The sequence below is a fragment of the Mycobacterium sp. IS-2888 genome, from assembly GCF_001954215.1.
Classification (GTDB): Bacteria; Actinomycetota; Actinomycetes; order Mycobacteriales; family Mycobacteriaceae; genus Mycobacterium.
In genome coordinates this window covers 215,929-235,000 of the sequence record NZ_MBET01000066.1, presented here as the reverse complement: position 1 = coordinate 235,000, position 19,072 = coordinate 215,929, and the positions used below count along the sequence as shown (strand labels likewise).

The 19,072-nt window shown below is 68.3% G+C and carries 20 protein-coding genes; 15 read left to right on the top strand and 5 right to left on the bottom strand.

What is annotated here, in order from left to right:
- Positions 1 to 5: 5 nt before the first annotated feature.
- The 12 genes from A5745_RS12675 (at position 6) to A5745_RS12620 (ending at position 11,607) form a co-directional block, all read left to right on the top strand.
- On the top strand, positions 6 to 1,379 hold the full coding sequence (locus A5745_RS12675; protein WP_076116232.1) for a DUF6779 domain-containing protein: 1,374 nt from the start codon (positions 6 to 8) through the stop codon (positions 1,377 to 1,379).
- Between the two features lie 113 nt (positions 1,380 to 1,492).
- On the top strand, positions 1,493 to 2,401 hold the full coding sequence (locus tag A5745_RS12670; RefSeq protein WP_076064095.1) for a Rossmann-like and DUF2520 domain-containing protein: 909 nt from the start codon (positions 1,493 to 1,495) through the stop codon (positions 2,399 to 2,401).
- A 5-nt stretch (positions 2,402 to 2,406) separates the two neighbouring features.
- The gene (panC, locus tag A5745_RS12665) at positions 2,407 to 3,327 is read left to right on the top strand and encodes a pantoate--beta-alanine ligase (RefSeq protein ID WP_139329582.1); all 921 of its coding nucleotides are present in this window, start codon (positions 2,407 to 2,409) and stop codon (positions 3,325 to 3,327) included.
- Complete coding sequence (gene panD, locus A5745_RS12660) at positions 3,327 to 3,746, top strand: aspartate 1-decarboxylase (protein ID WP_076064099.1); 420 nt, start codon at positions 3,327 to 3,329, stop codon at positions 3,744 to 3,746. Before panC ends, panD begins: the two co-directional genes overlap by 1 nt.
- A gap of 2 nt (positions 3,747 to 3,748) precedes the next feature.
- Entirely contained in the window at positions 3,749 to 4,573 is an 825-nt protein-coding gene (locus tag A5745_RS12655) for a type III pantothenate kinase (protein WP_076064101.1), read from the top strand.
- A gap of 115 nt (positions 4,574 to 4,688) precedes the next feature.
- Complete coding sequence (gene lysS / locus A5745_RS12650) at positions 4,689 to 6,185, top strand: lysine--tRNA ligase (RefSeq protein WP_076116230.1); 1,497 nt, start codon at positions 4,689 to 4,691, stop codon at positions 6,183 to 6,185.
- A 118-nt stretch (positions 6,186 to 6,303) separates the two neighbouring features.
- Complete coding sequence (lsr2, locus tag A5745_RS12645; RefSeq protein WP_076064105.1) at positions 6,304 to 6,642, top strand: histone-like nucleoid-structuring protein Lsr2; 339 nt, start codon at positions 6,304 to 6,306, stop codon at positions 6,640 to 6,642.
- A gap of 299 nt (positions 6,643 to 6,941) precedes the next feature.
- Positions 6,942 to 9,476 carry an ATP-dependent protease ATP-binding subunit ClpC gene (gene clpC1, locus A5745_RS12640; protein WP_076064106.1) on the top strand — a complete coding sequence of 845 codons (2,535 nt, stop codon included), beginning with the start codon at positions 6,942 to 6,944 and terminating at the stop codon, positions 9,474 to 9,476.
- A gap of 68 nt (positions 9,477 to 9,544) precedes the next feature.
- The gene (locus A5745_RS12635) at positions 9,545 to 9,925 is read left to right on the top strand and encodes a YbjQ family protein (protein WP_076064108.1); all 381 of its coding nucleotides are present in this window, start codon (positions 9,545 to 9,547) and stop codon (positions 9,923 to 9,925) included.
- A 135-nt stretch (positions 9,926 to 10,060) separates the two neighbouring features.
- Entirely contained in the window at positions 10,061 to 10,264 is a 204-nt protein-coding gene (locus A5745_RS12630) for a CbtB-domain containing protein (protein ID WP_076064109.1), read from the top strand.
- A gap of 9 nt (positions 10,265 to 10,273) precedes the next feature.
- Positions 10,274 to 11,059 carry a CbtA family protein gene (locus A5745_RS12625; protein WP_076116229.1) on the top strand — a complete coding sequence of 262 codons (786 nt, stop codon included), beginning with the start codon at positions 10,274 to 10,276 and terminating at the stop codon, positions 11,057 to 11,059.
- A complete protein-coding gene (locus A5745_RS12620; protein WP_076116228.1) occupies positions 11,056 to 11,607 on the top strand; it encodes a histidine phosphatase family protein in 552 nt (183 codons plus the stop codon). The genes A5745_RS12625 and A5745_RS12620 overlap by 4 nt, the downstream gene beginning before the upstream one ends.
- A 3-nt stretch (positions 11,608 to 11,610) precedes the next feature.
- Here the strand turns inward: A5745_RS12620 and A5745_RS12615 are convergent, their stop codons facing one another.
- Together A5745_RS12615 and mhuD are read right to left on the bottom strand one after the other, a co-directional pair.
- Entirely contained in the window at positions 11,611 to 12,978 is a 1,368-nt protein-coding gene (locus A5745_RS12615; protein WP_083662904.1) for a serine hydrolase, read from the bottom strand.
- Positions 12,953 to 13,270: a mycobilin-forming heme oxygenase MhuD gene (gene mhuD, locus A5745_RS12610; protein ID WP_076064116.1), complete on the bottom strand. Its 318-nt coding sequence runs from the start codon at positions 13,268 to 13,270 to the stop codon at positions 12,953 to 12,955. Before mhuD ends, A5745_RS12615 begins: the two co-directional genes overlap by 26 nt.
- 63 nt (positions 13,271 to 13,333) lie before the next feature.
- Here mhuD and A5745_RS12605 point away from each other — a divergent pair, with 63 nt between their 5' ends.
- Positions 13,334 to 14,092, top strand: coding sequence for an alpha/beta fold hydrolase (locus tag A5745_RS12605; protein ID WP_076116226.1), 759 nt, complete (start codon positions 13,334 to 13,336; stop codon positions 14,090 to 14,092).
- A 5-nt stretch (positions 14,093 to 14,097) separates the two neighbouring features.
- Here A5745_RS12605 and A5745_RS12600 read toward each other — a convergent pair whose 3' ends face one another.
- Positions 14,098 to 14,997 carry an A/G-specific adenine glycosylase gene (locus tag A5745_RS12600; protein WP_076116225.1) on the bottom strand — a complete coding sequence of 300 codons (900 nt, stop codon included), beginning with the start codon at positions 14,995 to 14,997 and terminating at the stop codon, positions 14,098 to 14,100.
- Here A5745_RS12600 and A5745_RS12595 point away from each other — a divergent pair.
- Together A5745_RS12595 and A5745_RS12590 are read left to right on the top strand one after the other, a co-directional pair.
- Positions 14,996 to 15,613, top strand: a complete 618-nt coding sequence (locus A5745_RS12595; RefSeq protein ID WP_076064121.1) for a carbonic anhydrase — start codon at positions 14,996 to 14,998, stop codon at positions 15,611 to 15,613. The genes A5745_RS12600 and A5745_RS12595 overlap by 2 nt on opposite strands.
- Positions 15,614 to 15,704: 91 nt before the next feature.
- Positions 15,705 to 16,508: a hypothetical protein gene (locus A5745_RS12590; RefSeq protein WP_139329567.1), complete on the top strand. Its 804-nt coding sequence runs from the start codon at positions 15,705 to 15,707 to the stop codon at positions 16,506 to 16,508.
- Positions 16,509 to 16,514: 6 nt separating this feature from the next.
- Here A5745_RS12590 and disA read toward each other — a convergent pair whose 3' ends face one another.
- Positions 16,515 to 17,597: a DNA integrity scanning diadenylate cyclase DisA gene (disA, locus tag A5745_RS12585; RefSeq protein WP_139329565.1), complete on the bottom strand. Its 1,083-nt coding sequence runs from the start codon at positions 17,595 to 17,597 to the stop codon at positions 16,515 to 16,517.
- 35 nt (positions 17,598 to 17,632) lie between these two features.
- Positions 17,633 to 19,051 carry a DNA repair protein RadA gene (gene radA / locus A5745_RS12580; RefSeq protein ID WP_076064125.1) on the bottom strand — a complete coding sequence of 473 codons (1,419 nt, stop codon included), beginning with the start codon at positions 19,049 to 19,051 and terminating at the stop codon, positions 17,633 to 17,635.
- Between the last annotated feature and the right edge of the window lie 21 nt (positions 19,052 to 19,072).

The window sequence follows — 19,072 nt, the reverse complement described above, 5'->3', positions numbered from 1 at the left end:
AGGCCATGACCGTTCTGTCCCGCGGCGCCCGGGTCCGGCGCGGCGGTCGCAGGCCGGGGTGGGTGCTCTTGACCGCGTTGCTGGTCCTCGCAATGGGGGCCAGTTCCGCACTGGTTTTCACCAATCGGGTGGAACTCCTCAAGCTCGCTGTAATCCTGGCGCTGTGGGCCGCAGTCGCCGGCGCGTTCGTGTCGGTGCTCTACCGCCGGCAAAGCGATGCTGATCAATCCCGCGTGCGTGACCTCAAGCTCGTCTACGACCTGCAGCTGGACCGGGAGATCTCGGCCCGCCGCGAATACGAGCTGACCGTAGAGTCCCAGCTGCGCCGCGAGCTGGCGTCCGAGCTGCGCGCCCAGGCCGCCGACGACGTCGCCGCGCTGCGTGCAGAGCTGGCCGCGCTGCGGACCAGCCTGGAGATCCTGTTCGACACCGACCTGCAGGACCGCCCGGCGCTGGAGACGCTCGAGACCGAGGCGCCGCGCGGACGCACCTACAGCGACTGGGAGCGAAACGGTGAGAGCGCCGATTGGGTGTCCAGCGATCGCATGACGTCGGCCTACCAGGACAACCCGCTCGGCCGCCACGACCGGAGGGCCGACGAAGAGGCGATCATCGACGTGCCCGAGGAGCCGCTGTTGCCGCCCCGCCAGGCGCCGCCGCCGCGGGAAGCGTCCCGCAGCCACTACGACGTCCCGCCCGAGGCGCCCTACCTGGTCTCACAGGAACCCCCATACATGGCCCCGCCGCCGCAGCCCGAGCAGCGATTCGAGCAGTTTCATCGGCCGCCACAACCTGCCCCACCGCCGCCCGCGCCGCCACCGCCGCCCCAACCGGAACCGCAGCCGCAGACGCAGGATTGGCAGCCCGTCGCCGCCGACGGGCTATGGCTGCCGCCGGGCGCACGGGGCAGCCACTGGGCCGGCGGCGATTCGCCCGGGCGAGGCGACGCGGGGGATCGGCGCGCCCGGCATTCCCACCCCAACGAGCCCGTGGACGGCGCGCGCGTCGAACCCGAACCTTCCTGGCCGTACGGCGAGCCCGATCGCCGCGCGTCCCGGCATTCGGCGGAGTACCGCGACCTCGGGAACTATGCGCCGACGAACGAGCCGCCGTACGCACCGCCGCCGCCACCTCCCGCCGCCGCTACGCCGCTGCAGGAGCCCCCTATGTCGCCACCCGCTGCGCCGCCGCCACCACAAATGGCACCGCCACCGCCGGCCGCGCACGCGCCTCGGCACGGCGGCGCCGACCCGTCGGCCGAAGCGCAACAGGGCACGGGCGAGGCCCCGCCGTCCGGTGGCCACTCCGTCGCCGACCTGCTGGCCCGGCTGCAGGTCGAGCCGTCCGGCGGGGGCCGTCGGCGCCGCCGGGAAGGCTGAGCTGAGGGCATCGTCACATTGGGTGGGGCACACCCGATCGACTACAGTCTTAGTGACCGTCCGGTACCCAGTTGGGACTGGAACGAACGAAGAAATCAGTGAGGTCGTCTGCGATGGTGCAGTTCGACGGTTTGCGCCCGGCCAGGCTCAAGGTGGGCATCATCTCGGCCGGCCGGGTGGGCACCGCGCTGGGCGTCGCGCTGGAGCGCGCTGACCACGTCGTCGTGGCGTGCAGCGCCATTTCCCACGCATCGCGGCAGCGGGCGCAGCGTCGGCTGCCCGATACCCCCGTGCTCTCGCCGCCGGATGTGGCGGCCGGTGCCGAGCTGCTGCTGTTGGCGGTTCCCGACAGCGAACTCGCCGGCCTGGTGTCCGGCCTGGCCGCGACGTCGGCGCTGCGGCCCGGCACGATCGTGGCGCACACGTCCGGGGCCAACGGGGTCGGCATCCTCGCGCCGCTGGCGTCCGACTGCATACCGCTGGCAATCCACCCGGCGATGACCTTCACCGGATCCGACGAGGACATCAGCAGGCTGCCCGACACCTGCTTCGGGATCACCGCGGCCGACGACGTCGGGTACGCGATCGCCCAATCCCTGGTGCTGGAGATGGGCGGCGAGCCGTTCTGCGTCCGCGAGGACGACCGCATCCTCTACCACGCCGCGCTGGCCCACGCCGGCAACCACATCGTGGCGGTGCTCGCCGATGCGCTCGACGCCCTGCGCGCCGCGCTGCGCGGCAGCGAACTGCTCGGCCAACAAACCGTCGACGACCAGCCGGGCGGCATCGCCGAACGCATCGTCGGACCGCTGGCGCGGGCCGCGCTGGAGAACACCCTGCAACGCGGCCAGGCCGCGCTCACCGGGCCGGTCGCGCGCGGCGATGCGGCCGCCGTCGCTGCGCACCTGGCGGCGCTGGACCGGGTGGACCCCGCGCTGGCCAACGCTTACCGGGTGAATGCCCTGCGGACCGCCCAGCGCGCACACGCTCCCGCCGATGTCGTCGAGGTGCTGGCGCGATGAGCCCGATGGCGCCGACCGCGTTCACGGCGGGCGAGCTCAACCTCTATTCGACGCCGCGAGACGTCACCGAGGTCAGTCGCGCGCTGCGTCACACCGGCCGCCGGGTGATGCTGGTGCCCACGATGGGTGCTCTGCACGACGGGCACCTGGCGCTGGTGCGCGCCGCCAGGCGGGTGCCCGGCTCGGTGGTTGTCGTGTCGATCTTCGTCAATCCGCTGCAGTTCGGTGCCGGCGAAGATCTCGACGCCTATCCCCGGACCCTCGACGAGGATCTGGCGTTGTTGCGCGGCGAAGGGGTCGAGATCGTGTTCGCGCCGACCGCCGCGGCGATGTATCCCGACGGCCTGCGCACCAGCGTGCAGCCGGGTCCACTGGCCGCCGAACTCGAGGGCTGCTCGCGGCCAACGCATTTCACCGGCGTCCTGACCGTCGTGTGCAAGCTGCTGCAGATCGTGCGTCCCGACCGCGTGTTCTTCGGCGAGAAGGATTACCAGCAGCTGGTCCTGATCCGGCAGATGGTGGCCGACTTGAACTTCGACGTCACGGTGGTCGGGGTACCGACGGTGCGGGAAGGCGACGGGTTGGCGATGTCGTCGCGCAACCGCTACCTCGATCCGGCACAACGCGAACTGGCCGGCACGCTGTCGGCGGCGCTGGTGGCCGCCGCGCACGCCGCGCCGGTAGGCGCCCGGGCCGCGCTGGATGCCGCGCGCTCGGTGCTCGACGCCGTGCCCGCGATCGAGGTCGACTACTTGGAGCTGCGCGACGCCGAGCTGGGCCCGCCGCAGGTCGGCCGGCCCGGACGCCTGCTGATCGCGGCCCGGCTGGGCGGCACCAGACTGCTGGACAACATTGCGATCGAAGTTGGAAATCTCGCCGGCACCGACGGGCCGGACGAACTCGCCCAATCACATTGGAGGAACTGATGTTTCGGACGATGCTGAAATCGAAGATTCACCGCGCCACGGTCACGCAGGCCGACCTGCACTACGTCGGTTCGGTGACCATCGACGCCGACTTGATGGATGCCGCGGACCTGCTCGAGGGCGAACAGGTGACGATCGTCGACATCGACAACGGCGCGCGGCTGGTCACCTACGCCATCACCGGCGAGCGGGGTTCCGGGGTGATCGGAATCAACGGCGCCGCAGCCCATCTGGTTCACCCCGGCGATCTGGTGATTCTGATCGCCTACGGCACCATGACGGACGCCGAGGCGCGCGCCTACCGGCCGCGGATCGTCTTCGTCGACGCAGACAACAAGCCGATCGACCTCGGCCACGATCCGGCCTTCGTGCCCGATGACGCGGCCGAGCTACTCGATCCGCGGATGGGCGCACGGTAGCCGTGCTGCTGGCGATCGACGTCCGCAATACCCACACCGTTGTCGGACTGCTGTCGGGCTCCAAGGAGCACGCAAAAGTCGTGCAGCAATGGCGTATTCGCACCGAATCCGAGGTCACCGCGGACGAATTGGCGCTGACCATCGACGGCCTGATCGGCGAGGATTCGGAGCGGCTCACCGGCGCCGTCGCCCTGTCCACCGTCCCCTCGGTGCTGCACGAGGTGCGGATCATGCTCGACCAGTACTGGCCGTCGGTGCCGCACGTGCTGATCGAACCGGGGGTGCGCACCGGGATCCCGCTGCTGGTCGACAACCCCAAAGAAGTCGGTGCAGACCGAATCGTCAACTGCCTGGCGGCCTTTCACAAGTTCGGCCGGGCCGCGATCGTCGTCGACTTCGGATCGTCGATCTGTGTCGACGTGGTGTCGGCCAAGGGCGAGTTCCTCGGCGGGGCCATCGCCCCCGGGGTTCAGGTCTCGTCGGATGCTGCCGCGGCCCGCTCGGCCGCGCTCCGCCGGGTCGAGCTGACCGAGCCCCGGTCGGTGGTCGGCAAGAACACCGTGGAATGCATGCAGGCGGGTGCGGTGTTCGGCTTCGCCGGGTTGGTCGACGGCCTGGTCACGCGGATCCGGGCGGACGTCGACGGCTTTTCCGAGGACCTCGGCGACGACGTTGTGGTCGTGGCGACCGGGCACACCGCGCCGCTGCTGCTGCCCCAGCTGCATACGGTCAACCACTACGACGCGCACCTGACTCTGCAGGGCCTGCGACTGGTCTTCGAGCGCAACCGCGACGCCCAGCGCGGCCGGTTGAAGACGGCACGCTGACTTTCTCTCGCGCTGAGTGTGACCTCATGGCGCCCTAGACGCACACAAGACGCCGTCAGCGCACACTCGACTCCCGCGGTGGGCGGCTAGAGCAGGTCATTTAAGCTGGCACGTCGTGAACTCTGCCGACGCAGCAGACCTTCCTGAGCAATTCCGGATCCGCCGGGACAAGCGCGCTCGCCTACTGGCGGAGGGTCGGGAGCCCTACCCGGTCGCGATCGAACGCACCCACACCCTGGCGCAGGTGCGCGCCGACCATCCCGATCTGCCCATCGACACCGCGACCGACGACATCGTCGGCGTCGCGGGCCGGGTCATCTTCGCGCGCAACTCCGGAAAATTGTGTTTTGCGACACTCCAGGACGGCGACGGCGCCAGCCTGCAGGTGATGATCAGCCTGGACAAAGTCGGCCGCGAAGCGCTGGACGCATGGAAGGCCGACGTCGACCTCGGCGACGTTGTCTACGTGCACGGGAACGTGATCAGCTCACGGCGCGGCGAATTGTCCGTGCTGGCCGATTCCTGGCGGATGGCGGCCAAGTCGCTGCGGCCGCTGCCCGTCGCGCACAAGGAGATGAGCGAAGAGGCGCGGGTGCGCCAGCGCTACGTCGACCTGATCGTCCGCCCGCAGGCTCGCTCGGTCGCCCGCCAGCGGATCGCCGTCGTCCGCGCGATACGGGGCGCATTGGAACGACGCGGGTTTCTCGAAGTCGAAACGCCTATGTTGCAGACACTGGCAGGCGGCGCGGCGGCGCGGCCGTTCATCACACATTCCAATGCTCTTGACATCGATCTGTACCTGAGGATCGCGCCGGAACTGTTCCTCAAGCGCTGCATCGTCGGTGGATTCGACCGCGTTTTCGAGCTAAATCGCGTGTTCCGAAACGAAGGTGCCGATTCCACGCATTCTCCGGAATTCTCCATGTTGGAGACCTATCAGACCTATGGAACGTATGACGATTCGGCAGTGGTCACCCGCGAGCTTATTCAAGAGGTAGCTGACGAGGCGATCGGCACCAGACAACTACCGTTGCCGGACGGCAGTGCCTACGACATAGACGGAGAATGGGCGTCCATACAAATGTATCCGTCGCTGTCGGCGGCACTCGGTGAAGAGATCACACCCGAGACGACCGTCGATCGACTGCGCGCCATCGCCGATCGGCTCGGCGTCGAGATCCCCGACAACCGCGGCTACGGCCACGGCAAGCTCGTCGAGGAACTATGGGAGCACACGGTGGGCAACGCCCTCACCGCCCCCACCTTCGTCAAGGATTTCCCAGTCGAGACAACACCTTTGACGCGTCAGCACCGTAGCATCCCGGGCGTCACCGAGAAGTGGGACCTCTACGTGCGAGGGGTCGAACTTGCCACCGGCTATTCCGAATTGACCGACCCGATCGTCCAGCGCGAGAGGTTCGCGGAGCAAGCGCGCGCCGCGGCCGCGGGCGACGACGAGGCCATGGCGCTCGACGAAGACTTTCTGGCCGCACTGGAGTACGGGATGCCGCCCTGCACCGGAACCGGAATGGGTATCGATCGGTTGTTGATGTGTTTGACCGGACTGTCAATTAGAGAGACAGTTTTGTTCCCGATTGTTCGTCCGCACTGAAGTTCAACTGTGCGTCATGCTTCCAGATTGAGTATGCTGCGTTCCTATGGCAGATTGATGCGGGGAGTCTATCCAATCTGCTCAGCAACTGCTCAAGAAGAAATGCGAGGGTAATCTGATGGCGAAGAAAGTGACCGTCACCTTGGTCGATGATTTCGACGGTGCGGGCGCGGCCGACGAAACAGTCGAATTCGGGCTCGACGGGGTGACGTATGAGATTGACCTTTCTTCCAAGAATGCGGCAAAACTTCGCAGTGATCTGAAGCAGTGGGTAGCGGCCGGCCGCCGGGTGGGCGGGCGCCGTCGCGGCCGTTCCGGTTCCGGCCGCGGCCGTGGCGCGATCGACCGTGAGCAGAGCGCGGCGATCCGCGAGTGGGCCCGTCGCAACGGGCACAACGTGTCCACGCGGGGCCGCATCCCCGCCGACGTCATCGACGCCTTCCACGCGGCCACCTAGAAACGCAGTCTCTACCGGCGCCCGGCCGCAACCGCCGGGCGCCGGTTCTTTCGCTGGTGGCGAAACGATCGCGCGGGGTTTGCGGAAACGATTTGGCGGTTGGCCGCGTTTCCTCAGTTACCGCTGTGTCGGCGGCGGGGAGATCGTCCGGATGGGCCGGCCGAGCCCCGAACCGCGGGGAACCACAAGGTTAGGAACCCTGGCAGGCCGACCATTACAGTGGATGGCAGGTACGCGAGTGTCGGCCCCGGCGCCGACAATGACTTCAGTACCGACGTTGAGGGAGAGCAGGTAACCCGATGTTCGAAAGATTTACCGACCGTGCCCGCAGGGTCGTCGTCCTGGCGCAAGAAGAGGCCCGGATGCTCAACCACAACTACATCGGCACCGAGCACATCCTGCTGGGTTTGATTCACGAAGGCGAAGGCGTCGCGGCGAAGTCGCTGGAATCGCTGGGCATCTCGCTCGAGGGCGTCCGCAGCCAGGTCGAGGAGATCATCGGCCAGGGCCAGCAGGCGCCGTCGGGACACATCCCGTTCACCCCGCGCGCCAAGAAGGTTCTCGAGCTGAGCCTGCGCGAGGCGCTGCAGCTCGGCCACAACTACATCGGCACCGAGCACATCCTGCTGGGCCTGATTCGTGAGGGCGAGGGCGTAGCCGCCCAGGTGCTGGTCAAGCTCGGCGCCGAGCTCACCCGGGTGCGTCAGCAGGTGATCCAGCTGCTCTCCGGCTACCAGGGCAAGGAGGCGGCCGAAGCCGGAACCGGTGGCCGCGGAGGCGAATCCGGCAGCCCGTCCACCTCGCTGGTCCTCGACCAGTTCGGCCGCAACCTGACGGCCGCCGCGATGGAGGGCAAGCTCGACCCCGTCATCGGCCGCGAGAAGGAAATCGAGCGGGTGATGCAGGTGCTGTCCCGGCGCACGAAGAACAACCCGGTGCTGATCGGCGAGCCCGGCGTCGGCAAGACCGCCGTCGTCGAGGGCCTGGCGCAGGCCATCGTGCACGGCGAGGTTCCCGAGACGCTCAAGGACAAGCAGCTCTACACGTTGGACCTGGGATCGCTGGTCGCCGGTTCGCGCTACCGCGGTGACTTCGAGGAACGCCTGAAGAAGGTCCTCAAGGAGATCAACACCCGCGGCGACATCATCCTGTTCATCGACGAGCTGCACACCCTGGTGGGCGCCGGTGCCGCCGAGGGCGCGATCGACGCCGCGTCGATCCTCAAGCCCAAGCTGGCCCGCGGCGAGCTGCAGACGATCGGCGCCACCACGCTCGACGAGTACCGCAAGTACATCGAGAAGGACGCCGCGCTCGAGCGGCGGTTCCAGCCGGTGCAGGTGGGCGAGCCGACGGTCGAGCACACCATCGAGATCCTCAAGGGTCTGCGCGACCGCTACGAGGCACACCACCGGGTGTCGATCACCGATTCGGCGATGGTGGCCGCAGCCACCCTGGCCGACCGCTACATCAACGACCGGTTCCTGCCGGACAAGGCGATCGACCTGATCGACGAGGCGGGTGCGAGGATGCGGATCCGCCGGATGACCGCGCCGCCGGACCTGCGCGAGTTCGACGAGAAGATCGCCGAGGCCCGCCGCGAGAAGGAATCGGCGATCGACGCCCAGGACTTCGAGAAGGCGGCCAGCCTGCGCGACCGCGAGAAGACCTTGGTCGCCCAGCGGGCCGAACGCGAAAAGCAGTGGCGCTCAGGCGATCTCGACGTGGTTGCCGAGGTCGACGACGAGCAGATCGCCGAGGTGCTGGGCAACTGGACCGGCATCCCGGTGTTCAAGCTCACCGAGGCCGAGACCACCCGGCTGCTGCGCATGGAGGACGAGATCCACAAGCGGATCATCGGCCAGGAGGACGCGGTCAAGGCCGTCTCGAAGGCGATCCGCCGCACCCGCGCCGGTCTGAAAGACCCGAAGCGCCCGTCGGGTTCGTTCATCTTCGCCGGCCCGTCCGGTGTCGGTAAGACCGAGCTGTCCAAGGCGCTGGCCAACTTCCTGTTCGGCGACGACGATGCGCTCATCCAGATCGACATGGGCGAGTTCCACGACCGCTTCACCGCGTCGCGGCTCTTCGGCGCGCCGCCGGGATACGTCGGCTACGAAGAGGGCGGCCAGCTCACCGAGAAGGTGCGGCGCAAGCCGTTCTCCGTGGTGCTGTTCGACGAGATCGAGAAGGCGCACCAGGAGATCTACAACAGCCTGCTGCAGGTGCTCGAGGACGGCCGGCTCACCGACGGCCAGGGCCGCACGGTCGACTTCAAGAACACCGTGCTGATCTTCACGTCCAACCTCGGCACCTCCGACATCTCCAAGCCGGTCGGCCTGGGCTTCACCCAGGGCGGTGGCGAGAACGACTACGAGCGGATGAAGCAGAAGGTCAACGACGAGCTCAAGAAGCACTTCCGGCCGGAGTTCCTCAACCGCATCGACGACATCATCGTCTTCCACCAGCTGACCCGCGAGGAGATCATCCGGATGGTCGACTTGATGATCGGCCGGGTCGCCGCCCAGCTCAAGAGCAAGGACATGGCGATGGAGCTGACCGACAAGGCCAAGGCGTTGCTGGCCAAGCGCGGCTTCGACCCGGTGCTGGGTGCTCGCCCGTTGCGGCGCACCATCCAGCGCGAGATCGAGGACCAGCTGTCCGAGAAGATCCTCTTCGAGGAGGTCGGGCCCGGACAGATTGTCACCGTCGACGTGGACAACTGGGACGGCGAAAGCGCCGGCGAGGACGCGAAGTTCACGTTCACCGGAACCCGCAAGCCTCCGCCCGAGCCGGAGCTGCAGAAAGCCGGAGCGCACGCGGCGCCCGACACGCCGTAGCCACAGCGCAAACGGGTGGTTAGTCTCAACCGGACTAGCCACCCGTTTCGCGTGTAAGGGGCCCGCCCGTGCTGATCGTGACCACCAACGACCTTCCGGGCTGGGAAATCCAACGCGTCTGCGGCGAGGTCTTCGGCCTGACGGTTCGCTCCCGAAACGCGTTCTCCCAAATGGGTGCGGGGTTCAAGGCCATGTTCGGCGGCGAGCTGGCCGGAATGACCAAGAACCTCGCCGAGAGCCGCAACGAGGCGATGGGCCGGCTGATCGCCGAGGCGCGCAACCGCGGCGGCAACGCGATCGTCGCGATGCGCTTCGACACCACCGAGATCGGCGACGTGTGGACCGAGATCTGCGCCTACGGCACCGCGGTCCAGGCGGTGCCGATCACCGACGCGGCGAAGTACACGGCGAATCAGCTCGGCTACGGGGCCGCGCCCCCGCAACAATGACATCGGTTTACACTGTCGCTTGCCAAACGAGTGACGGAATCCGGTGAAAGTCCGAAGCGGTCGCGCCACTGTCAAAGTCAGACCCGAAGCTCGTCGGACCTAAGCGGGACGCGATATCCCCAGAAGGAGTCAACTGTGTCCGATTCCACCGACATCCGGTCGATCGATTTATCGGCGGCAAGCGCCGCGCTGTGGCTGGCGGCGACCGTCTTCCTGGCGCTCTTGGCGCTCTACTTCGTCGGCGTCGATCAGGGCGCCGTGTCGCTGTTCGGCAGCGACTCCCACGTGCACGAGTTCGTGCACGACGCGCGGCATCTGCTCGGCTTCCCCTGCCACTGACGGCCGCCCGTGGAGAAGCGTCTGATCGCGCGCGGTCTGTTGGCCGGCGCGCTTGCCGCGGTGCTCGCATTCCTCTTTGGCCGCATATGCGCCGAGCCCGTCATCGGCCGTGCGATCGCCTTTGAGGACGGCCGAGCCGACGCCGAGCACGCGCACGGCGTGCACGAGCACGGCGCCGAGTTGTTCACCCGCGCGGTGCAGGCAAACGCAGGACTGGGTTTCGGCGTGCTGATTTTCGGCGTTGCGATGGGCGCGTTGTTCGCCGCGCTGTTCTGCGTTGTCGCGGCGCGCGCCAGAGGCATTGGGCCACAGTCGCTTTCGTTACTGCTGGCGGCGGCCGCCTTCGGCGCGGTCTACCTGGTGCCGTTCCTGAAGTACCCGCCGAATCCACCCTCCGTCGGGCAGGCGGACACGATCGGGGCGCGCACCGGCTGGTATCTGGTGGCGGTGCTGGTGTCGGTGGCGCTGGCGATCGCGGGGGTGTGGTTGGCCCGCCGGCTCGCCGCCCGGCTGGGCACGCCGAACGGTTGGCTGCTCGCCGCCGGCGCCTATCTGGTGGCGATCACGGCAGTGCTGGTGTTGCTTCCTGCCGTGGACGAGACGCCCGGGCCGTTGCGGGACGCCTCGGGTGCGATCCTTTACCCCGGCTTTCCCGCCGATGATCTCTACGAGTTCCGGTTGGTTTCGCTGGGCACGCAGGCGGTGCTGTGGGCGACCATCGGCGTGGTGTTTGCGATCCTCGCGGGGCGGCTGCTAGCGGAGCGAGTCCGGAGCCCGTCAAGCACCGCGGCGTGACCGAGGTCGTCCGGCTGACCCTGGTCTCGCACGCGATGACCGACGCGATGGCGGCCGGGCGTTTTCCCGCCGACGAGCCGCTCAACGACACCGGGCGCCGACTTCTGGAAAGCGTTGCCGCACTTGCGATCGCCGGCGATAGTCGCCAGCTCACCGCGCCCGAGCGGCGTGCCCGACAAACCGCGCAGCTGCTGGGCTTGCGAGCCACGACGGAGCCGCGGCTGGGCGATCTCGACTGGGGGCGGTGGCGCGGTGAGGCGCTTGCGAACATCGGGTCCGCGGACGTCGAGGTGTGGCTGGGCGACCCGGCCGGTGCCCCGCATGGCGGGGAGTCGATAGCCGACCTGATCACGCGGGTGCGTGGTTGGTTGGGCTCCCTGACGGGCGACATGCCGCGTACCGTCGCGGTGACGCATCCGGCAGTGATCCGGGCGGCGATCCTGCTGGCACTCGATTCCCCACCGAAATCGTTCTGGCGCATCGACATTGCGCCCCTGAGCCAAACCGTCCTGCACTTCCGGGACGGCCGCTGGACGCTGCGGTTGTGAGGGTTACTGCGGCGCGATCAGCGTGAACACCTGCTTGGCGACCTGCAAGAACCAGCCGGTCGCCGTCGGGCCATGATCGCGGGGCCAGTTCAACTGGAAGCTGACCACCCATGGCTGCCCCGTCTTGTCGACGGCGTACCAGCTGAACGTCAGGTCGCCCGGTAGGCCGCCGGCCTTCGCGCCGATGTACGGCCAGACGTTGCGGTCGAGCTGGATGCCCGATACGGCGGAAAGGATCTGTCTTACCGGCGCGGCCGCGCCCACGGCGTCGGCCTGCAGCGCCGCATGGACTCGGCAGATGTCCTCCGCGTTGCCGTACCACTCAGCGCCGTAGCTCGAGGCTGGAGTGTGGGCTCGGGTGGGATCGGGTTGATAGGGAGCGGAATTCGCCTGCGTCAGCAGCCGAGCCCGGTCGTCCGGCGAGCCCTGTTTCCACTGGTTGCGCAGATCAGGTTGGCCCCAGCCGACGGAGAACAGCTCGTACATCGTGGGGAAGGGCGTCATGCTGGCCGGATCGTGGTGGCCGGCCGTCGCGAGCGCTTCCTCGATCGCGTGCGTGCCCATCCGCCCGATCAGCAAGTCGGTCGCCATGTTGTCACTGGTGGCGATCATCTTCTCGGCGGCCGTGCGAACCGAAACATGAGCTCCCGGAGGCAATTCCAGGCCCGAGGAACCGACGGCCCTGCTCTTCTCCGTGACCGTCAGCTGGTCATCCCAGGACACCGTGCCGTTTTGCACCGCACCCGCCAGCGCGTGCAGCACGTACAGCTTGAAAATCGATGCCAGCGGCAGGGATTCGCGGGCGTTGGTGCCCTGCACCGGGTCGCAGCGACCGTTGTCGACCTTGGAAACCTGGTAGGAGTAGCGGGCGCCGGTCTTGCTCAACACCGCATCGACGTCGTGCCATGAGGAGACCGTCGGGGGTTGCGTCTCGAGGTCGAACCGATCGACACGCCCGTCGTCGTCGGTGTGGATCCGGATGTCTTGTCGCGCACCGTAGGAGGAGATGAGATGCAGCGTGGCGACGCTCGCGCCGATATCGACGCCCCCGAGGGTGAAGGGGCGATCCCACCACAAGCCCTCCATCGTGGTTTCCACCGACTCGACCTTGTCGGGCGCGGCGAGTGTGCGCACACCGACCGGGCCGATGGGCCAGTCGGAGTTCAGCATGTCCAACGTCTGCTGCGCGCGAATGCCGGGCGGAGTCCGGGTGTCGATCTGCCGTCCCGGGTTCGCCGCGTTCGCCTGTGGCGAGGGTGAGGGTGCGCAGCCGGGCGCCAGGGTGACCACCAGTGCTGCGGCGGCGCTTATCGCCGCCGCCCGGCGTCGCGCGGATGGCCGCTTGCTAGCCGGTCTTGTCGTTGGCGGCAACGTCCAGCACAACCTCGAATTCCAGCAGCGTCGCGCCCGTCGCCACGGGGTTGGCCCGGTGGCCGGCATGGGCTTCGATGGCAGGCCCTTTCGCCCACGCCTGGAATGCTTCATCGGACTCCCAGTGTGTCACCACGAAGTAGCGGTCCTCACCCTTGACCGGACGCAGCAGCTGAAAGCCGAGGAAACCGGGTTGGTTTTCCACCGCGTGAGCGCGATGGGCGAACCGCTTCTCCAGCTCGGGGCCAGCGTCCGCGGGTACTTCGATTGCGTTGATCTTCACCACTGGCATTCCGTTAGGCTACCGCGGCCCCTCGCCCGTCGAACTCGAGGGCGGGACACGCAAGATGGTCATATGCCCGGCGATCTGCTGACCTGCCACGGCGGCCAAGGCGCACCGTTGGTACTGGTGCACGGCCTGATGGGCCGGGGCACCACCTGGTCGCGGCAGCTGCCGTGGCTGATCCGTTTGGGCACCGTGTACACCTACGACGCACCGTGGCACCGCGGCCGCGACGTCGACGATCCGTTTCCGATCAGCACCGAGCGGTTTGTGGCCGATCTCGGCGACGCGGTGAGCGGATTGGGGGCACCGGCCCGGATGGTCGGGCACTCGATGGGTGCCCTGCACTCGTGGTGTCTGGCCGCGCAGCGTCCCGATTTGGTGTCGGCGTTGGTGGTCGAGGACATGGCCCCCGACTTCCGCGGGCGCACCACCGGCCCCTGGGAGCCCTGGCTTCATGCCCTTCCGGTCGAATTCGATTCCGCGCAGCAAGTATTCGATGAATTCGGCCCCATCGCGGGGCAGTATTTCCTGGACGCCTTCGATCGCACCCCCACCGGCTGGCGGTTGCACGGCCACACGTCGCGATGGATAGAGATCGCAGCCGAGTGGGGCACCCGCGACTACTGGTCGCAATGGCGGGCGGTGCGGGCGCCGGCGCTGCTCATCGAGGCCGGCAACTCGGTCACGCCGCACGGCCAGATGCGCGCGATGACTCAAACCGATTCCCCGACAACGTATTTGGCGGTCAAACAGGCGGGTCACCTGATCCACGACGAAGCGCCGCAGGTGTACCGCGAGGCGGTCGAGTCATTCCTCGCCGGCTGCTGAGCCTGCTACCCTTCGCCGGCCAGCGCGAAGCGGCCGTCGAGGGTCCGCGTCACCAACCCGTCGGCGAGTAGCGAATCCAGCGCCCGGTCGCGCTGAGCGCAATCGGTTAGCCACGCCACGTCCAGCTGGGCGCGCGTCACCGGAGAATCGTTGGCCCGCAACACATCCAGCAACCGCCCGCGGACCTGACGGTCCGTTCCGGCGTAGGTCTGGACGCGTCGCGCCGGACCCTGCGCCGGCGGGTATCCCGCATGCCGCCACGCGCACCGGTCGAGGGGACACAGCCCGCATCGCGGCGTGCGCGCGGTACACACCGTCGCGCCCAGTTCCATCAGCGCCACCGAAAACTTCGGCGCCGTGTCGTCGCGCGGCAGGAGCGCCGCGACGTCGGTGTGATCGCGCGCCGCGGCGGGTGCGGCGGCGTCGGCCAGGCCGTGTACGGCGCGGGCCACCACCCGTCGCACATTCGTGTCCACCACAGGTACCGCGTGGCCATAGGCGAAGCAGGCTACGGCGCGCGCGGTATAGCTGCCGATGCCGGGCAGCGTCAGCAGGGTTTCGACGTCGTCGGGAACCACGTCGCCGTGGTCGCGGGCAATGACCGTGGCGCATTCGTGCAGCCGTTTGGCCCGCCTCGGATAGCCCAGCTTTCCCCAGGCGCGCAGGACGTCGGCCGCGCTGGCGGCGGCCGTGGCCGACGGGGTGGGCCAGCGCTGCACCCAATCCGGCCAGATCGCCAGCACCCGGGCCACCGGCGTCTGCTGCAGCATGAACTCGCTGACCAGGATCTGCCAGGCGCTGACTCCGGGCTCGCGCCACGGCAGGTCGCGGCGCGATCGGTCATACCAGTCGATGAGCTCGTTCGGAGGGACGTTCATTCGCCCGTGCGGCATGATGTGTGCCATGCCCAACACCAGTCCGGTAACCGCGTGGAAAGCACTCAAAGAGGGTAACGAGCGATTCGTGGCCGGCAAGCCGCAGCATCCCAGCCAGAGCGTCGATCACCGGGCCAGCCTGGCCGCGGGTCAAAAGCCCACCGCGGTGATATTTGGCTGCGCGGACAGCCGGGTGGCCGCCGAGTTGCTCTTCGATCAGGGCCTGGGCGACGTGTTCGTGGTGCGCACCGCCGGTCAGGCGATCGATTCGGCGGTCCTGGGCTCCATCGAGTACGCGGTGACGGCCCTCGACGTGCCGCTCATCGTCATCCTCGGCCACACCAGTTGCGGTGCCGTCAAGGCGGCGATACAGGCGATCGATGACGGCGCGATACCGGCCGGTTTCGTCCGGGACGTGGTGGAGCGGGTCGCGCCGTCGATCCTGATGGGCCGCCGCGACGGGTTGAGCCGGGTCGACGAGCTCGAGGAACGCCACGTGCGCGAGACGCTGGCGCAGCTGGTGGCGCGTTCGACGGCGATCGCGGAGCGGGTCGCGGGCGGCACGCTGGCGGTAGCGGGCGTTACCTATCAACTCGCCGAAGGGCACGTGGTGCTGGTCGACCACGTGGGCGATATCGGCGAATAACCGGCCTCTTACACGCCTGCTGGCCAGCTAACATCGCGACACGCCGGGGCGGGTCGGGCAAAACCACGTGACCTGGCCCTACGGTGTGAATGTGCTGGATCTGGAACCGCGTGGCCCGCTACCGACCGAGATCTATTGGCGGCGCCGGGGCCTGGCCCTGGGCATCGCGGTAGTAGTGATCGGGATCGTCGTCGCCACCGTCATCGCCTTCATGAGCAACAACGCGGGTGCAAAGCCCGCCAACGCCGACAAACCCAACTCCGCGCAGAGCAAGCCGGGATCGCCCGCACCCCAGGCGCCCCCGCCGGTTGCGCCGGAAGGTCCGGCCCCCGCGCCGGCGCCGCAGGGTCAGAACCCGGAGTCGCCGACACCCACCGCCGCCGTGCAGCCGCCGCCGGTGCTGAAGGAGGGCGATGACTGCCCCGATTCGACGCTGGCCGTCAAGGGGCTGACCAACGCTCCCCAATATTTCATCGGTGACCAGCCGAAATTCACCATGGTCGTCACCAACATCGGGCTGGTGTCCTGCAAGCGGGACGTCGGGGCCGCGGTGCTGGCGGCATATGTGTACTCGCTGGACAACAAGCGCCTGTGGTCCAACCTGGACTGCGCGCCGTCCAACGAAACCCTGGTGAAGACCTTCACCCCGGGTGAACAGGTGACGACCGCGGTCACTTGGACCGGGATGGGGTCGGCGCCGCACTGCCCGCTGCCGCGGCCGGGTATCGGGCCGGGTACCTACAACCTCGTGGTGCAGCTGGGCAATCTGCGCTCGCTGCCGGTCCCGTTCATCCTGAACCAGCCGCCGGCGCCGCCGGGTCCGGTGCCGGGTCAGCCGGCGGTGCCGCAGCCCGAGGCGCCGCCCGGGGTTCCCCCGGGCCCTCCTACGGGGTAACCGAGCTCAGCTCAGCGGGTCGGCGATCGTCGACTCCGCCAGGTGCGACAACCCCTCCCGCACGTGGCGGGCCCACATCGTGCCGATGCCGTCGACCGATTGCAGGTCGTTGGCGCTGGCCGCCAGCAGGCCCTGCAGCGTCCCGAACGCCCTGACCAACAAATCCACGTGGGCGAACTGCAGCCGCGGGATACCGGCCATCGCGCGATAGCCACGCGGGCTCAGCGCCGAGTCCTGCGCCTCGGCGGTCGTCGGATACCCGAAAACCTTTGCCAGCGAAGTGAAGTCGAGTAGCTCGGTGTCCGACAGGGCGTCCAACTCGCTGAGGGTGGCGGTGATTTGCGCTTCGGATAGCGGTTCGGGGCTGGCGTGATAGTCGCGCACGATCAGCTCGCGGGCGGTGTCGTTGCCGCCCAGCAGCTCCTCGAGCTGCAGCCGCAGCTGACGTCCGTCGGTGCCGAGCTCGACGCAGTCGTAATCGATCGCCAGGCCGATCCGCCGGACCAGCTCCAGCCGCTGCACCACCGTCATCGCGTCGCGCAGCGTGACGAAGTCCTCGATCTCGGCCCGCGACAGCTGCCTGCTGACCTCGTCGAGCCGGGCCTTGTAGCGTTCCAGGGTCGCGATGGCTTGATTGGCCCGCGAGAGGATGGTCGCGGAGTCCGCGACCACGTGCCGTTCCCCGGCGACGTAGACGGTGACGATGTTCATCGAGTGGCTGACCGAGATCACCGGGTGCCCGGTCTGGATGGCGGCCCGTTCGGCCGAGCGGTGCCGGGTTCCCGATTCGTCGGTGGGGATCGACGGATCCGGCACCAGCTGCACGTTGGCGCGCACGATGCGGCTGCCGTCGGTGGACAGCACGACGGCGCCGTCCATCTTTGCCAGCTCGCGCAGCCGGGTGGGGGCGTAGCGGACGTCGAGGGCAAAGCCGCCGTCGCAGATAGCCTCAACGTTCTCGTCGTTGCCGAGCACGATCAGCGCACCGGTACGGCCGCGCAGGATGCGCTCGAGGCCGTCCCGGAGCCCAGTGCCGGGTGCCAGCCGGGCGATGGTCTCACGCAAGGTCGGACGGGTCACAGCGTGCATTCTGCGGCCCGATTGGGCGCTGCGTCTAGCCACGTCTAGCCACTGAGGCCTGGAATCGCGTTGCCGCGGTGGTCGCCGATGTCGACCATGTGCTCCAGCGCGGCGCCGATGGTGGGTGCGCGCAGCGCCCGCATGCCCGGTGGCACGATCTCGCGTCGCGGGTCGTCGCCGTCGGGGATCAGCGCGATGTTGAAGCCCTGGCGCGCCGCTTCGCTCAGCCGCCGTTCCATGCCGCTGACGCGGCGCAGGTCGCCCGCCAGACCCACCTCGCCGATCATCACCGCCGTCGTGGGCAGCGGCAGCTTCGCATACGCCGACGCCAGCGCCACCGCGACGGCCAGGTCGGACGACGGATCGGTCAACCGCATGCCGCCCACGGTGGACAGGTAGATGTCGTTGACGGCGATTGCCAGCCTGGCGTGCTTTTCCAGCACGGCCGCGATCATCGCCGCCCGCGAGTGGTCGATGCCGCTGACGGCGCGGCGCGGCGAACCGCCCGAAGGCGTCGCCAGCAGCGCCTGGACTTCGCCGATGAGCGGTCGCTTGCCGTCCAGCGTGACGGTGATCGCGGTGCCCGCGACCGGCGCGGGCCGTTGATCCAAGAACAGGTTCGACGGGTCGGCCACGCCTTCAATGCCGTTGTCGTGCAACATGAAACAGCCGACTTCGTCGGCGGCACCGAAGCGGTTCTTGATCCCGCGGACCATCCGCAGCGTGCCGTTGCGGTCGCCTTCGAAATGCAGCACCACGTCGACGAGGTGTTCGAGTGAGCGCGGCCCGGCGATGGCGCCGTCCTTGGTGACGTGGCCGACGAGGATCAGCGCGACGTCGCCGGCCTTCGCGGCGGCGGTCAGCCTGGCCGTGACCGCCCGCACCTGGGTAACGCCGCCGGCGACGCCGTCGGCTTCGGTGGTGGACATGGTCTGCACCGAGTCGACGATGACCAGCGCGGGCTTCACCGTCGCGATGTGGTCGAGCACGGTGTGCAGATCGGATTCGGTGGCCAGATAGAGCTCGTCGCCGCCGCAGCCGATCCGGTCGGCGCGCAACCGGATCTGGCCGGCGGACTCCTCACCGGAGATGTACAGCGCGCGCCTGCCGGACTGCGCCCAGCGGTGGGCGACCTTGAGCAACAGCGTCGACTTGCCCACGCCGGGATCGCCCGCCAGCAACGTCACCGAGCCCGGCACCACACCGCCGCCCAGAACGCGGTCGAGTTCATCCACGCCCGTCGACCGGTGCCGGCTCACGTTGGGCGCAATGGAATTGATCGGAACGGCCTGCGAGTTCGAGCCCGAAGCCAGGCCCACCCTGCGGCCGTTGCCGCCGACCGCGCTGAGCACCGCTACCTCGTCGACCGTGCCCCACGTACCGCACTCCAGGCAGCGACCCACCCACTTGGCGGTGACATGCCGGCATTCCGAACAGCGGTATTGCGAGCGCACGTTTGCCACGCCATGACGGTATCGGGCTGG

Excerpts from the sequence above, each read along its gene's own strand:
- disA (WP_139329565.1), bottom strand. The coding sequence starts at position 17,597 with ATGCACGCTGTGACCCGTCCGACCTTGCGTGAGACCATCGCCCGGCTG.
- panD (WP_076064099.1), top strand. The coding sequence starts at position 3,327 with ATGTTTCGGACGATGCTGAAATCGAAGATTCACCGCGCCACGGTCACG.
- A5745_RS12595 (WP_076064121.1), top strand. The coding sequence starts at position 14,996 with ATGCCCAACACCAGTCCGGTAACCGCGTGGAAAGCACTCAAAGAGGGT.
- A5745_RS12600 (WP_076116225.1), bottom strand. The coding sequence starts at position 14,997 with ATGGCACACATCATGCCGCACGGGCGAATGAACGTCCCTCCGAACGAG.
- mhuD (WP_076064116.1), bottom strand. The coding sequence starts at position 13,270 with ATGCCAGTGGTGAAGATCAACGCAATCGAAGTACCCGCGGACGCTGGC.
- A5745_RS12670 (WP_076064095.1), top strand. The coding sequence starts at position 1,493 with ATGGTGCAGTTCGACGGTTTGCGCCCGGCCAGGCTCAAGGTGGGCATC.
- clpC1 (WP_076064106.1), top strand. The coding sequence starts at position 6,942 with ATGTTCGAAAGATTTACCGACCGTGCCCGCAGGGTCGTCGTCCTGGCG.
- A5745_RS12675 (WP_076116232.1), top strand. The coding sequence starts at position 6 with ATGACCGTTCTGTCCCGCGGCGCCCGGGTCCGGCGCGGCGGTCGCAGG.
- A5745_RS12605 (WP_076116226.1), top strand. The coding sequence starts at position 13,334 with ATGCCCGGCGATCTGCTGACCTGCCACGGCGGCCAAGGCGCACCGTTG.
- panC (WP_139329582.1), top strand. The coding sequence starts at position 2,407 with ATGGCGCCGACCGCGTTCACGGCGGGCGAGCTCAACCTCTATTCGACG.
- lsr2 (WP_076064105.1), top strand. The coding sequence starts at position 6,304 with ATGGCGAAGAAAGTGACCGTCACCTTGGTCGATGATTTCGACGGTGCG.